The sequence below is a fragment of the Pseudomonas fluorescens genome (assembly GCF_902497855.1).
GTDB lineage: Bacteria > Pseudomonadota > Gammaproteobacteria > Pseudomonadales > Pseudomonadaceae > Aquipseudomonas > Aquipseudomonas fluorescens_BI.
Genome location: NZ_CABVHU010000039.1, coordinates 1 through 13162 on the forward strand (window position 1 = coordinate 1; position 13162 = coordinate 13162).

14 protein-coding genes and 1 pseudogene are annotated in these 13162 nt (G+C 58.6%); 9 read left to right on the forward strand and 6 right to left on the reverse strand.

Going from position 1 to position 13162, the window contains the following annotated elements:
• Positions 1 to 107 (forward strand): annotated as a pseudogene (locus F8N96_RS34495) (IS110 family transposase); the annotation flags it as partial.
• Positions 108 to 405: 298 nt separating this feature from the next.
• On the opposite strand, the gene F8N96_RS34500 reads toward F8N96_RS34495, so the two are convergent.
• From F8N96_RS34500 to F8N96_RS34510, 3 genes are read right to left on the reverse strand one after another with little or no spacing between them, the layout of a single operon-like run.
• The gene (locus F8N96_RS34500; protein ID WP_150801593.1) at positions 406 to 1308 is read right to left on the reverse strand and encodes a transporter; all 903 of its coding nucleotides are present in this window, start codon (positions 1306 to 1308) and stop codon (positions 406 to 408) included.
• Positions 1309 to 1361: 53 nt separating this feature from the next.
• Entirely contained in the window at positions 1362 to 1910 is a 549-nt protein-coding gene (locus tag F8N96_RS34505) for a chorismate--pyruvate lyase family protein (protein WP_150801594.1), read from the reverse strand.
• Positions 1911 to 2447, reverse strand: a complete 537-nt coding sequence (locus F8N96_RS34510; protein ID WP_150801595.1) for a DUF4863 family protein — start codon at positions 2445 to 2447, stop codon at positions 1911 to 1913. It abuts the gene before it with no gap.
• 189 nt (positions 2448 to 2636) lie between these two features.
• Between F8N96_RS34510 and F8N96_RS34515 the strand changes: the two genes are divergently transcribed.
• Positions 2637 to 3626, forward strand: a complete 990-nt coding sequence (locus tag F8N96_RS34515) for a LysR substrate-binding domain-containing protein (protein WP_150801596.1) — start codon at positions 2637 to 2639, stop codon at positions 3624 to 3626.
• Between the two features lie 39 nt (positions 3627 to 3665).
• Here the strand turns inward: F8N96_RS34515 and F8N96_RS34520 are convergent, their stop codons facing one another.
• The 3 genes from F8N96_RS34520 to ilvA form a co-directional block, all read right to left on the reverse strand.
• Complete coding sequence (locus F8N96_RS34520) at positions 3666 to 4226, reverse strand: NADPH-dependent FMN reductase (protein WP_263596474.1); 561 nt, start codon at positions 4224 to 4226, stop codon at positions 3666 to 3668.
• A 110-nt stretch (positions 4227 to 4336) separates the two neighbouring features.
• Positions 4337 to 5020 (reverse strand): nitroreductase, encoded by a 684-nt coding sequence (locus F8N96_RS34525; RefSeq protein WP_150801597.1) that lies wholly within the window; start codon positions 5018 to 5020, stop codon positions 4337 to 4339.
• Between the two features lie 164 nt (positions 5021 to 5184).
• Positions 5185 to 6198 (reverse strand): threonine ammonia-lyase, biosynthetic, encoded by a 1014-nt coding sequence (gene ilvA / locus F8N96_RS34530; RefSeq protein WP_150801598.1) that lies wholly within the window; start codon positions 6196 to 6198, stop codon positions 5185 to 5187.
• 314 nt (positions 6199 to 6512) lie between these two features.
• On the opposite strand from ilvA, the gene F8N96_RS34535 reads away from it, so the two are divergent.
• From F8N96_RS34535 to F8N96_RS34565, 7 genes are all read left to right on the forward strand, one after another.
• Positions 6513 to 7418 carry a serine hydrolase domain-containing protein gene (locus F8N96_RS34535; RefSeq protein ID WP_150801599.1) on the forward strand — a complete coding sequence of 302 codons (906 nt, stop codon included), beginning with the start codon at positions 6513 to 6515 and terminating at the stop codon, positions 7416 to 7418.
• Positions 7419 to 7639: 221 nt separating this feature from the next.
• Entirely contained in the window at positions 7640 to 8416 is a 777-nt protein-coding gene (locus F8N96_RS34540) for an ABC transporter substrate-binding protein (RefSeq protein ID WP_150801600.1), read from the forward strand.
• Between the two features lie 120 nt (positions 8417 to 8536).
• Complete coding sequence (locus F8N96_RS34545) at positions 8537 to 9226, forward strand: ABC transporter permease (protein WP_150801601.1); 690 nt, start codon at positions 8537 to 8539, stop codon at positions 9224 to 9226.
• A 13-nt stretch (positions 9227 to 9239) separates the two neighbouring features.
• Entirely contained in the window at positions 9240 to 9938 is a 699-nt protein-coding gene (locus tag F8N96_RS34550) for an ABC transporter permease (RefSeq protein ID WP_150801602.1), read from the forward strand.
• A 9-nt stretch (positions 9939 to 9947) separates the two neighbouring features.
• Positions 9948 to 11060, forward strand: coding sequence for a succinylglutamate desuccinylase/aspartoacylase family protein (locus F8N96_RS34555; RefSeq protein ID WP_150801603.1), 1113 nt, complete (start codon positions 9948 to 9950; stop codon positions 11058 to 11060).
• An 18-nt stretch (positions 11061 to 11078) separates the two neighbouring features.
• Positions 11079 to 11843, forward strand: a complete 765-nt coding sequence (locus F8N96_RS34560) for an ABC transporter ATP-binding protein (RefSeq protein WP_150801604.1) — start codon at positions 11079 to 11081, stop codon at positions 11841 to 11843.
• Positions 11844 to 11970: 127 nt separating this feature from the next.
• Entirely contained in the window at positions 11971 to 12879 is a 909-nt protein-coding gene (locus F8N96_RS34565) for a MurR/RpiR family transcriptional regulator (protein ID WP_150801605.1), read from the forward strand.
• The last annotated feature ends 283 nt before the right edge of the window (positions 12880 to 13162 follow it).

Consider the following 13162-nt stretch of genomic DNA (forward strand, 5'->3'; position numbering starts at 1 on the left):
CCCCCAAGCAGATTATCTGTGCGGCGATGCGCAAGCTGCTGCACTTCGTTTACGGTGTGCTCAAGTCGGGCCAACCCTACGACCCGAAACTTGCGCTTGCCCGGTGAGGTTCAAGACGGTATCTACACCTTCTGCGGCATAAGACAATCCAGGAGCCCACCACCCCCTGTAGGAGCCGGCTTGCCGGCGATGGACGCAAGTGCGCCGCGTTTAACCGGATCGCACGCGTTATCGTTAACGATCATCGCCAACAAGCCGGCTCCTGCAAGAGACCGCGTCCGAGCCGAAACCAATCCAGTGAAAGCCTCAATAAAAAGCGCCGGGGCATGATTCCAATAAACCGGAATCATGACACCCGACGCTAAACCTTAAATAGGCTGGAAACCCTGACTCCCGCGCAACGCGCTAGAACAGAACAGCTACGCGCACGAAGCCGGAGTAGTCGAACTTGTAGCCGCCCTTCACCTCAAGGTCGCGGTTGAGTTCCGTGTACAACTGGATGTCTTTCCTCAACCAATACCCGACACCCGCGCGTGCTCGCAGAAAATCCGTGCGCCGACCAGTGTCGTTGCCGTCCAGGCTCGATTCGCCACCCCAGGCTTTTGCCAGGCCGAACGACGTCGTGACTTTGTTGGCAAAGGTGTAGCTCAACCATGGCTGAAGGTTAATTGTCGGATCCTGCTTGAGCTTACCCTTGCCCGCACCATATTCATCGTTATCGCCGTACCAGGTCACATCCTGGTTGACCTCAAGCCGCCACGCGTCCCAGCTCTGCGCATACCCCACCTGGATTGCATGGGCGTAACGGTTGTTTCCCATGTTCAGGGAGTGGTTGTTTTCGTAGGAACCGGTGGGAATTGCCATGTACCCGGTGATCGACAGATAACGCTTTTTCACCGGGTCATCGATCGGCCAGATCGTCGCGGCAACGTATGCATCGGACACCCCGCTCTCGTGCCCGATGGTCTTGCCGTTGAGCTTCAGGTCCTGGCTGCCGAACGGCAGGCCGAACTGAAGCTGGAATCGGTGATCGGCGATATCGAACATGTGGAACAGGCGCACGAGCCCGGTATTGGTTTTCAGCTCGGTGCCCTTGCTGATGGCTTTTCCATGGACCGGCTGGAACTCACCGGCCTTGCCACCGCCCAGATACAACATCGCCATGTTGGCGCCCTTGGGCATGGGAATATAAGCGCCGGGTGAAGTATCAACAGCATGAACGCCACCGGAATGAACACCGAGTACGGATATGGAAACAGCAAGCGTTGCGCGCAAACCAAGTTTGCGCGCAGATAGATAAGTGCTCATCTGGGTACCTATTTGTTTTTATTAAAATCGGCTTTCAGTTTTGCGCTGCGTTTTTAACTCAATTCCTCCCATAGTGCTGGCAAGAACATCTCATGGACCAGGACACGCACGTGCCCACGACGAAAGACAGAACGCCTGGCCCAAAGTGGATAGGCGGGCCGACTGCTCGCATTACAGGCATCTGGATAACGACAAACTTCTATTTCTCCTCGCTGATAAGGTGTATCGCCAAACAACAGACTTCCGAGTGAAACATCGCCCAAGTTGCATAACGCTGAAACGCTGCTGTCGGGATCATGTTGAGCAACCACGGACCTTGCATAAATCCATGGTCGGCCAAAACCGGCCAGGTAGACCTCCCTGATCCATCCCATGACACCCGGTCGCACTCCAAGTAGCCGGCATTCATCCGGCAATAGCGGCCCTGGCTCTTCGCGCAGGGGAATAACCTTGAACTCATCGTCCGACAATACTTTCAGACGATGCGTCAGCGATCCCCTGTTAAACAGCCAGTCCCAGCTGGTAGAGGCCATCGATGAGCGCCAATGGCCTTTCGAATTCCACTTCAACTGCGGTTTCGAAAAATGGTACACAACCTCCATTCAACTGGCCTTGGGGGCCTGGATATCATAAGAAATACGTCCCGCAGGCAGGAAGAAGAAGGCGATCAATGCGCCGCCCTTCACTTCTGGAAAATGGTGGCTACCCGCTTCCGGCGCGGTCCAGCCGGCGCCTCGCCACCCCAAAGGCCCGGCCAGCAACGCGCCCTCGTCAAGCGGAATAACCATATTCAGTTCGCCGTATGGGTGGCTGTGATACTGGCCACGGAACGTACGATGGTAGTTGTCCAGTTCGTGTCCCTTGCTGTCCATGTAAACGGCAGTAATGCTGAAGTAGAAAGTTTCCGCACTAGGTTCGCACAAACGGCTGCGACGATAGTTTGGACCGGTGATTTCAACATTGGCTGCCCACCCTTGTGCCACACCTTCAATCACCAGGTCGGCCATTCGCTGGTAGGTTTCACTGTCCGGCCCGTAGGTCTCGTTCAACCATTGCTCTATATTGGCATTCGCGGTTTTATCTTTGACCTTGGAAAGGAAATCGATGCAAAGACTGAGTAGCTCATCACGCTTTTTCATTTAATAGACACTCACTGTGTGCTCAACGTTTTTTACACTCTCCCACACTTGCACTCGGGCAAAAAGCGAACGTTCTGCAGAGTCTTAATGCACCAGATTCATTTATTTCCAGCGCCGCTGCAGACTTGCAAATGCTTGATTTATCGATTCAAATAAATAGCTAATGCGGCCAACCATCGGAAACTCTCCATGATTTCGTTCGATAAGCTGGATTTGAATCTGATCAGGGTCTTCGATGCCGTCATGGAAGAGCGCAGCGTGCTCCGTGCCAGTCAGAGACTGCATCTGAGTCAGTCCGCCGTCAGCCATGCGTTGTCCCGTTTGCGAGAGGGTCTGGACCAGGAAATTTTCGTTCGCACCGGCAAAGGAATGACGCCGACCAGCTATGCGATCGAGATCATCGGCCCACTGCGAGCAGCGCTGCTCAGCATGAGTACGACCTTGGCCAAAGCATCGTCGTCTTTCAAACCGGAGAGTGTCAGTCGCTCGTTTGTCATAGCTGCCAACGACTACGTCTCGGCAACGCTGCTGCCGCAACTCAACCATCAATTGTCAATCGCGGCCCCGGGCATTGATTTGTCGATCATGCCGTCGACCCGGCTGGACCTCGCGGAGCAGATCGACCTGGGCCGTATCGATGTGGCGATAGGCTCTTTTCGCAGGGCTCCGGAGCGCTTTCGCATCAAGGCCGTGATGTTTCAGGACGAAGTGTTCATGTGTTGCGGCACACATCCGCTCGGTGCCAAGGCACTGCAGATGGAGGACCTCGTCAGGTACCCGCTGGCGGTTGTATCGGTGGGGGGTGAAGTTGAAGGGACGTTGAGCGGCTACATACTTGAAAGGGGTTTGGCGCGGCAGGCGCAAATGTATGATCGCAATGCCCTGGAGCAAGCCCTGGCTGAAGCAGGCTTGTCGGTACGGCGGCAAATTGTGCTTCCACATTTTTTAGCGTTGCCGATGTTGCTGGAAGGCACCGAGCTTTTGGCGATCGTCCCGCGGCCCCTGGCCAGAACCTTCGCCCGGACCCTGGGGTTCATGATCAAGCCATTGCCCTACCCTGTTGCCCGCCAGCAGTTGGACATCATCTGGCACAGCAATAACGACAATGATCCCGCGCAAGTCTGGCTGCGTGGTCAGATCAGCGCAGCGGCGGATGAAATTTCTCACAGCCAGGGCTGAGCAAGGCCGTCCGTGGCAACGTCCTTGCTCAGGTTCAGATCACGCTTGGCGCAGAGCGCCCGAGACCTTGGCCAGCGCGGCACCGACGGCTTTCACTTCGCCCTCGACCTGCGGATTGACCAATTGGCCATTCTCGGCAAAGGCCTGGTGCGCAACCCCCAGAGTGAACGTTTGAGGGATCAGCACCGCCCCCAGCTTTTCCAGCACGCCACGCATGGCCAACATGGAGCGGATGCCACCCATGGGGCCTGGCGATGCGGAAATCACTGCCGTAGGTTTGTTGGCGAACAATGCCATGCCCGACACTTTTTCAGTGGTGGGCCGGCTCATCCAGTCGAGGGTGTTTTTAAGCAGTGCCGTGTAGCCGCCGTTGTAATCCGGAGAGGCCACGAGCAACGCGTCGTGCTCGCTGAACAGCTTCTGCAGGTCCAGTGCATTGGCCGGTACGCCCTGCTCCTTCTCAAGCTCGCTGTCAAAAAAAGGCAGCGGAAAATCGGACAGTGATACCACCGTTACTTCAGCACCCGCTGCGATTGCGCCTTGCACGGCTACATTCAGTAGTCTTTGATTCAACGAGCCCCTTCGGGCGCTGCCGGACATGGCCAGAACTCTTACTGCCATTTTGATGTACACCTCGTGTTGCCGTGTGAGGAACGCCAGTTGATCGACGGCCCGATCAGCCAATCGAGCATGGCGCCCCGGAGAATGGACTACTGATCGAAGCCCATGAAGTAAGTGAAGGCTTGCGACGTCGCTCGCGGCATGCGCAGGGAGTTCACCAGTGCCGTTTCATCGGCGTAGCCCAACGACATGCCGCAGACGATTTCGTGGCCGTTGTCCAGGTGCAGGAAGCCACCGATCAGCGACTGGAACCGGGCGAACGACACCTGTGGGCAGGTCGACAGGCCACGGGTTTGTGCGGCCAGCATCAGGGTTTGCAGGAACAGTCCGTAGTCGAGCCAACTGTATTTTTTCAGGTTCGATTCGATGGTGAAAATCAGCCCTACCGGGGCGCCGAAGAACCCGTAATTCAGGCCACTGATGCGGCTGCGCGCTTCGTTGTCGCACTTGTCCACTTGATGCAGACCATAAAACAGCGCACCGAACTGCTCTTGTCGCTCACGGTATTTCTGGGGGAGATCTTCCGGCAGATGCATAAGCGTTTCGGCAGTCGGATCGGTGTGAGCAGCGCCCAGCAGGGCACTCAATGCCTGTTTCGGCTCGCCTGTGAGCACATGCACCGACCAGGGCTGGGTATTGGAGTTGCTGGGTGCCAGACGCGCAACCTCGATGACTTCATTGATCAACTCCCTCGACACGGGCGTAGGTAAAAAAGCCCGCACAGCCCTGCGCGAAGCAACCACAGCATCAAAATCATCAGTTAGCAAACTCATACCAAACTCCACAACTGCAACGGTCTTGTAATTAGTTCGAAGAGTTTCACATAGCGACTGTTCCAATAGCAGTGAAGTGTATGCAGCTTGGAAATGCAGGTTGTGCAAGAGCGCTGAAGCCAGCGTTGGCTACTGCAATAGCCACCGTCGACCTCACCGCCTTGTTACGCCAACGCCTCACTCAATGCCGCGCGCTCGGCCACGTGCCGTAACGTGTCGAAATTGATATTGGCACCGGAGTCGATGGCGATCAGGGTCTGCCCGCGGACACCCGTGCGCGCTACGTATTTCTTGATCCCGGCCACGGCCAACGCACCTGAAGGCTCGGTGATCGAGCGGGTGTCGTCGTAGATATTCTTTGTGGCGATGCACAGTTCATCGTTACTGACGGTAATCACCTCATCGACGCAGAAGCGGCACACTTCGAAACCATGGGCACCGATCTGCGCGACCGCCACGCCATCGGCGAAGGTGCCCACGCTGGGCAGGACTACGCGCTCATCGGCCTGTAAAGCCGCGTACAAGCAGGCGGAGTGTTCCGACTCGACGCCAATGATGCGCACCTCTGGCCGCAGGTATTTGACGTACGCGGCAATGCCGGCAATCAACCCGCCACCGCCCACCGGGACAAAGATTGCGTCTAACGGCCCTTGATGCTGACGCAGGATTTCCATGGCGACAGTGCCCTGCCCGGCAATGACGTCCTGATCGTCGAAGGGCGAAACAAAGTGCTTGCCGGTTTGCTCGGCCAGCTTCAGCGCATGGGCCAAGGCAAACGGAAAGCTGTCCCCGTACAGCAGTGCCTCGGCGCCGCGACTGCGTACACCCAGCACCTTCAACTCCGGGGTGTTGGCGGGCATGACTATGGTGGCGTCGATGCCTAATTCCCGTGCCGCCAGCGCCACGCCTTGGGCATGATTGCCGGCTGAAGCGGTAATCACACCGTGTTTCTTCTGCGCAGCAGTGAGATTCACCAGTTTGTTGTAGGCGCCACGGATCTTGAAGGAGAAGGTCGGCTGCAGGTCTTCGCGCTTGAGCAGGATCTGATTGCCCAAGGCCAGGGACAACGCCGGTGCCGGTTGCAGCGGTGTACGGATGGCGAGTTCGTAGACCGGCGCGGCGAGGATCTTTTTAACGTAGTGCTCAAGCAGGGTTTGTTGGGCGGGCGTACTGAACATGAGGGTCTCCTGACATTGATCAGAGCCCCGAGACAGAAAAAGAAAACCCGCCTCGAGGGCGGGTTGGGTGCTGCAGTCGTGAGCTAGCCCGCCAAGTGAGGAATGGCGGTAATAATGCTTGGCTGGCAGCGCAATACGGTGGAAGGCATGCCCGAAAATTAGACGGGCGGCGGGGGCAAGTCAATGGCCAATTTCCCGCCCCCTCTTTTGCCTGCCCAACTGTTAGCTGCTTAACTGTGCAACCTGGGCTGTCGGATCGCGGTGGAAGCGATATCTTCTTGCTCCCTCAATCGGCAAACCCTCCAAGGCAATCAATGTTCAGCTCACTTGTTTCGAATGGCCAACTGGTAACGCCTCAGCGACGGGAATGCATGACGCCATGGTGGAGCTTTACCAAAACGGTCCTGGCGACTACCGCATTATCTTTGGTGCGTGACGGACTCGTAGGGCTGGACGACCCCCTTCCAGGTCAGCCTTTCACGTTACGCCAGTTACTGCGGCATGAGGCAGGTCTCGCCGATTATGGCGAGCTTGCGGAGTATCACGCCGCCGTTGCCGACAATGAGGCCGCCTGGTCAGCAAGTGACATGATGCAACGTCTTGATGGAACAAGGCTTCGATACACCCCCGGCGCCAGTTGGCGCTACTCGAATGTTGGCTATATGTTCGTCGCCACCCTGATTGAGCGGGTCACCGATCTGACGCTGGAAGAGGCAGTGGGTCGATATGCACTAAAGCCCTTGGGCCTGTCTAACGTCCGCTTCGCTGCAACCAGAGCCGATCTACAGGAGATCTCCCCGAGCAATACATCGGACTATGACCCCGCTTGGGTTTATCACGGCTTGCTGATCGGGCCCATTTCGCAAGCGGCGCTTTTCCTTGATCGAGTGCTTGGCGGACACCTTCTTCCCACGGGACTGCTGCAGGAAATGCAGACTGCGCGAACATTGGGTGGCCCGATTCCCGGTCGGCCATGGGTTACCCCAGGATATGGACTGGGTGTGATGCAGGGTTCGATCGAGGGTGGCTTGACCCTGTGCGGACACACCGGTTGTGGACCCGGCAGCGTCATCGCGGTTTACCGCCTCTCCTGCGGTGGCGCATCGGCGTGTTGTGCAAGTTTTGAGGCAGACGCCAATGAAGGTGCCGTCGAAGCGCATGTCGTCCAGCAATTGATCCAGGCCTTGCGGCCGGTGGTTGCAGGGGTCCACCTCTACTAAGCCCCTCCAGGGGCAGACACGGAACCGCTCCTCCACGAACGGAGATTCGCCACGTCGGCAGCGCTTTACCACGCCTCGAACTGATATGATTTTTTTCATCATCATTGCAATTAGATTTTTATTGTGTCATTTATAGCCTCGCCGATCACAGGACCGATCCACCGCGCCAACCCGGATGGCGGGCGCCCGTTTTCCCCAAATGCCCTCGAGGAGTCAACAATATGAACAAGACAGAACTTCTAGGTGCGCTGGCGCTATGCGCGTTGAGCTTCCTGGCACAGGCCGACGAAGACAGCCTGCGTATCGGTATCGAAGCCGCCTACCCGCCCTTCTCCTTCAAGACACCGGAGGGCAACGTCAGCGGGTTCGATTACGACATCGGCAACGCCTTGTGCGAAGAAATGAAGGTCAAGTGCGAGTGGGTCATTCAGGAGTTCGACGGCATGATCCCGTCGCTCAAAGTGCGCAAGATCGATGCCGTGCTGTCGTCGATGTCCATCACCGAAGACCGGATGAAGTCCGTGGACTTCAGCAAAAAGTACTACCACACCCCGGGCAAGTTCGCGATGAAGGCCGGCAACGTGATCAATGATCCTTTGGTGGACCTCAAGGGCAAGAAAGTCGGCGTGCAACGCTCCTCGACTTACGATCGTTTTGCCACCGAGCAACTGGAAAAAGCCGGCGTCGTCGTGGTGCGTTACGGCTCACAGAATGAGGCTTTCCTCGACCTGGCCTCGGGTCGCCTGGACGCCACCCTCGCCGACATCGTCAACACCGATGAGAGCTTCATCAAGACACCCGCTGGCCAGGGCTTCGCACTGACAGGGCCCGACATCAACGACACGAAGTACTTTGGCCGGGGCGCCGGGATCGCTGTGCGCAAAGGCGACAGTGCCAACGTTGCGCGCCTGAGCGCCGCGATCGACAGCATTCGCGCCAATGGCAAGTACCAGCAAGTGATGGCCAAGTACTTCGCGTTCGATATCTACGGCGAGTAAGCCTTACCCCTGCCCCGCTGACCCCTGCCCTACTGACCCCAGCCCCGGCGCTGGCCCGTTGCAGGCGTCTGTCGGGGCTTGTCTTGCGCGCCTCGCGGCGCTCGCTTGAGGAACTTCATCATGCTCCACGGCTACGGATCGAGCATTCTCGATGGCGCCTGGCTGACCATTAACCTGGCCTTGACGTCCATGTCCCTGGCGATTGCCCTGGGCCTGATCGGTGCGGCCTTTCGCTTGTCACCGCTCAAATGGCTGGCCATGCTCGGGGAAAGTTACACCACCCTGATTCGCGGCATTCCAGACCTGGTGCTGATCCTGCTGATCTTCTACGGCGGCCAGGATCTGGTGAACCGCATCGCCCTGGCGCTCGGGTACACCCGCTATATCGACATCAACCCCTTTATCGCCGGCGTCTGCACCATGGGCTTCATTTTTGGCGCCTACCTCTCGGAAAACTTTCGCGGCGCCTTCATGGCGATCCCCAAGGGTCAGGCCGAGGCCGGCGTGGCCTATGGCATGGGCGGTGCGCAGGTGTTCTGGCGAATTCTGGTACCGCAGATGATTCGTTTCGCCATTCCCGGGTTCACCAACAATTGGCTGGTGCTGACCAAATCCACCGCGCTGATCTCGGTGATCGGCTTGCAGGACATGATGTTCAAGGCCAAGAACGCCGCGGATGCCACCCACGAGCCCTTCACGTTTTACCTCGCGGTGGCGGCGCTGTATCTGATGCTCACCAGCCTGTCCTTGCTGGTGCTGCGCTATCTGGAAAAACACTACTCGGTCGGCATCAAAGCCGCCGAATTGTGAGGGGAGCCACCCAATGATTCTCGACTACAACCTGATCTGGGAAAACCTGCCGCTGTATTTAAATGGCGCCTTGTTGACCCTCAAAGTCCTGCTCATTTCACTGGCCCTGGGTTTGGTATTGGCGATTCCACTGGCGCTGATGCGGGTGTCGCGATCGCCGCTGATCAACTTCCCGGCCTGGCTCTATACCTACGTGATTCGCGGCACGCCGATGCTGGTGCAGTTGTTCCTGATCTATTACGGCCTGGCGCAGTTCGAAGCCGTGCGCCAAAGCGTGCTCTGGCCTTACCTCTCCAGCGCCACTTTTTGCGCCTGCCTGGCGTTCGCGATTAACACCAGTGCCTATAGCGCAGAGCTGCTGGCCGGCAGTTTGAAAGCCACCCCCCATGGCGAGATCGAAGCCGCCAAGGCCATGGGCATGTCACGCCTGACCCTGTATCGGCGCATTCTCATGCCATCGGCCTTGCGCCGGGCATTGCCGCAGTACAGCAACGAAGTGCTGATGATGCTGCAAACCACCAGCCTGGCCTCCATCGTCACGCTCGTCGACATCACCGGGGCCGCGCGCACGGTCAGCTCACGGTTCTATCTACCGTTCGAGGCGTTTATCACCGCCGGTCTCATCTACCTCGTCCTGACCTTCATCCTGGTGCGTCTGTTCAAGCTGGCCGAGCGCCGCTGGCTGGCGTACCTGGCACCGCGCAAGCACTAAGGAGCTGCAATGGAGCACATTCAATACCTGTTGCCGTGGAGTGCCTCGGGCACCGAACGCACGCTGACCCTGTTTCGTTTTGGCAGTGGATCACGCAAAGCGTACATCCAGGCGTCATTGCATGCCGATGAGTTGCCGGGGATGCGCGTCGCTGTCGAGCTCAAGCAACGCCTTCTGGAACTGGAAGCACAAGGCCGCCTGGCCGGGGTGATCGAGTTGGTGCCAATGGCCAATCCGATCGGTATCGCCCAGATGTTCCAGGCCACCCATCAGGGGCGCTTCGAGTTCTCCAGCGGCAAGAACTTCAATCGCGACTTCCCGCAGTTGGTCGATGCCGTTGCACAGCTGCTGGAAGGCCGATTGGCAGACGATGCCGACGCCAACATCGCCCTCATCCGCCGTGCCATGGGCGATGCCCTGGCCGCCCTGCCAGCACCGACCTCGGAGCTCGACGGCCTGCGCCGCCTGTTGCTGCAGCATGCCTGTGACGCCGATGTGGTGCTGGACCTGCACTGCGATTTCGAATCGATCATGTTGTTGTATGCGATGCCGCAACACTGGCCACGCTTGCAGTCCCTGGCCGCGCGCCTCGGCGCCGGGGTCACGTTATTGGCCGAAGATGCGGGCGGCAGTGCCTTCGACGAAGCCTGCGCCATTGCGTGGTTACACTTGGCCGAGCGGTTTCCTGAAGCCAATATTCCCCTGGCGTGCGTGGCCACCACCATCGAACTGCGTGGCATGGCCGACACCGAACGCGAGCAGTGCATCGACAGTGCACACGCCATTCTCGGGTATCTCGCCGATCAAGGCCTGATCAGCGGCGACTGGCCAGCGGCACCGCCGAGCCGTTGCCAGGCCATGCCATTCGCCGGCGCGCAGTACGCCTGTGCGCCCCATCCGGGTGTGGTGAGTTTTCTGCAACCGCTGGGGGCGCAGGTCAAGGTCGGCGATCCGCTATTCGAGGTCATCGACCCCCTGAGCGACCGCCATAGCGTGGTGCGCGCCAGCACCGACGGCATTCTCTATGCCCGCGAACGCCTGCGCTTTGCCCAGCCTGGATTGTGGCTGGCCAAAGTTGCAGGCGTCACCCCCATTCGCCAGGGTCGCTTGCTCAGCGACTGACTCCAGAGAGTTCAAACCATGTACAAACTTGAAGTTCAGGACCTGCATAAAAGTTACGGCGCCCACCAGGTGCTCAAGGGCGTGTCCCTGCAAGCACAGGCCGGTGACGTGATCAGCATCATCGGCTCCAGCGGCTCTGGCAAAAGTACGTTCCTGCGCTGCATCAACCTGCTGGAGCAACCCAATGCGGGCACTATCGTGCTCAATGGCGAACCGCTCAAGCTGGCGGCCAACAAGCTTGGCGGGCTCAAGGCCGCCGAACCCAGGCAGTTGCAACGCATGCGTTCGCAGCTATCGATGGTGTTCCAACACTTCAACCTCTGGTCCCACATGAGCGCTTTGGAAAACGTCATGGAAGCCCCGGTGCATGTGCAGGGGCTGGGCAAGAAAGAGGCACGGGAAAAGGCCGAGCACTACCTGGCCAAAGTCGGTGTGGCGCATCGCATGAACGCCTGGCCGGCGCATATGTCCGGTGGCGAGCAGCAACGCGTGGCCATTGCCCGCGCACTGGCGATGGAACCGCAAGTGATGCTGTTTGATGAGCCGACGTCGGCGCTCGACCCCGAACTGGTCGGCGAAGTGCTTAAAGTCATGCAGGATCTGGCGCAGGAAGGCCGCACCATGGTAGTGGTGACTCACGAAATGGGCTTTGCCCGCGAGGTGTCGAACCAACTGGTGTTCCTGCACAAGGGCGTTGTCGAAGAGCGCGGCGCCCCGCGTGAGGTGCTGGTCAACCCGCAGTCCGAACGCCTCCAGCAGTTTCTTGCCGGGAGCTTGAAGTAACACCGCCGCCGACCCATCCACTGCTCGGCGCTGCCCTGACAAGGCTGGCTTCGGATACACTCCGGCCAACCTTGTCAGGGCATCAGGCACAGCCCTTCTCTCACCTTCAGGAAATGTTGAGCCGGATATGCCAACCCCATCGAAAGACACCACTGTCTATGCCGCGCCGGTCATGCGCAAACTGACGGAAATCGTTTCCGAGCTGCCACCGTCGTTGCGCAAGGTGGCGGACTTTATCCTGCGTCACCCGCTCAAAGCCGCGACGCTGACCATCGAGGAGATGGCTCACGAAACATTGACCTCACCCGCCGCCGTCAACCGACTGGCCAAAGCGCTGGACCTCGGCGGTTACAGCGGCATGAAGGCCGAACTGGTCGCGACCTTGCAGCAGATGGTGTCGCCGGTCGACAAACTGCGCAACGAACTTGCCCAGCGCCCGGGCGGCGCGTTTGGCCTGCATGAGCAACTCCAGAGCGCCAGCAGCAACCTGGCCACGGCGGCGACCAACAACCACGCCGACACCTTTGAAGCGTTCGTCACTCGCCTGACCACGGCCCGCAAAATCTACATCCTGGGGTTCGGCAACAGTGTGTACTTCGCCGGCCTCGCCGCCTCGACCCTGATGCCCTTCTGTGCCGACGCCACGGCCATCAGCATGGAAGGTGGCAACGAAAATGCCGCCTACCGACTGGCCGCGATCACTGATCGGGACGTGTTACTGGCGATCTCCCTGCCGCGCTACTCCCTCGACACCCTGCAACTGGCACGCTTCGCCAATGAACGTGGCGCCTCGGTGCTGGCCATTACCGACTCACCCGCCTCGCCGCTCACCGGCATTGCCGAGCACACGCTGTTTGCGCCTTGCGATCACCCGGTGCTGACCAGTTCCAACATCGCCGTGCTGGCCTTGATCGAAGGCTTGGTCGCCGGCGTGATGGCGCGCAATAAAGAAGCGGTCAAACTGGCAACCGAACTGACTGAAAGCGTGATGTCCTACCTGCACATCCCTGCCAGCGGTAAACCACCGAAAAAGTGATTGCGTTCCGGGTTTAACATACGCGACGTGTGTAGGAGCGAGCTTGCTCCGGGCGGCGCTCCGACGAAGAACGTCAACGATGACGAGGGCTGCCTGGATGTACGCGGCGCCCTCCCGTTCTTCGCGAGCAAGCTCGCTCCTACAGAAAATGGGCCCCAAAAACAAAACCCCTACCTGCATACGCAGATAGGGGTTTCGGAATTTAATCTTGACGATGACCTACTCTCACATGGGGAAACCCCACACTACCATCGGCGATGCATCGTTTCACTGCTGAGTTCGG

What these genes read in the sequence shown, in the direction of transcription:
- F8N96_RS34500 (WP_150801593.1), bottom strand. Translation starts at nt 1,308, where the DNA reads ATGAGCACTTATCTATCTGCGCGCAAACTTGGTTTGCGCGCAACGCTT.
- F8N96_RS34505 (WP_150801594.1), bottom strand. Translation starts at nt 1,910, where the DNA reads ATGGAGGTTGTGTACCATTTTTCGAAACCGCAGTTGAAGTGGAATTCG.
- F8N96_RS34510 (WP_150801595.1), bottom strand. Translation starts at nt 2,447, where the DNA reads ATGAAAAAGCGTGATGAGCTACTCAGTCTTTGCATCGATTTCCTTTCC.
- F8N96_RS34515 (WP_150801596.1), top strand. Translation starts at nt 2,637, where the DNA reads ATGATTTCGTTCGATAAGCTGGATTTGAATCTGATCAGGGTCTTCGAT.
- F8N96_RS34520 (WP_263596474.1), bottom strand. Translation starts at nt 4,226, where the DNA reads ATGTCCGGCAGCGCCCGAAGGGGCTCGTTGAATCAAAGACTACTGAAT.
- F8N96_RS34525 (WP_150801597.1), bottom strand. Translation starts at nt 5,020, where the DNA reads ATGAGTTTGCTAACTGATGATTTTGATGCTGTGGTTGCTTCGCGCAGG.
- ilvA (WP_150801598.1), bottom strand. Translation starts at nt 6,198, where the DNA reads ATGTTCAGTACGCCCGCCCAACAAACCCTGCTTGAGCACTACGTTAAA.
- F8N96_RS34535 (WP_150801599.1), top strand. Translation starts at nt 6,513, where the DNA reads ATGTTCAGCTCACTTGTTTCGAATGGCCAACTGGTAACGCCTCAGCGA.
- F8N96_RS34540 (WP_150801600.1), top strand. Translation starts at nt 7,640, where the DNA reads ATGAACAAGACAGAACTTCTAGGTGCGCTGGCGCTATGCGCGTTGAGC.
- F8N96_RS34545 (WP_150801601.1), top strand. Translation starts at nt 8,537, where the DNA reads ATGCTCCACGGCTACGGATCGAGCATTCTCGATGGCGCCTGGCTGACC.
- F8N96_RS34550 (WP_150801602.1), top strand. Translation starts at nt 9,240, where the DNA reads ATGATTCTCGACTACAACCTGATCTGGGAAAACCTGCCGCTGTATTTA.
- F8N96_RS34555 (WP_150801603.1), top strand. Translation starts at nt 9,948, where the DNA reads ATGGAGCACATTCAATACCTGTTGCCGTGGAGTGCCTCGGGCACCGAA.
- F8N96_RS34560 (WP_150801604.1), top strand. Translation starts at nt 11,079, where the DNA reads ATGTACAAACTTGAAGTTCAGGACCTGCATAAAAGTTACGGCGCCCAC.
- F8N96_RS34565 (WP_150801605.1), top strand. Translation starts at nt 11,971, where the DNA reads ATGCCAACCCCATCGAAAGACACCACTGTCTATGCCGCGCCGGTCATG.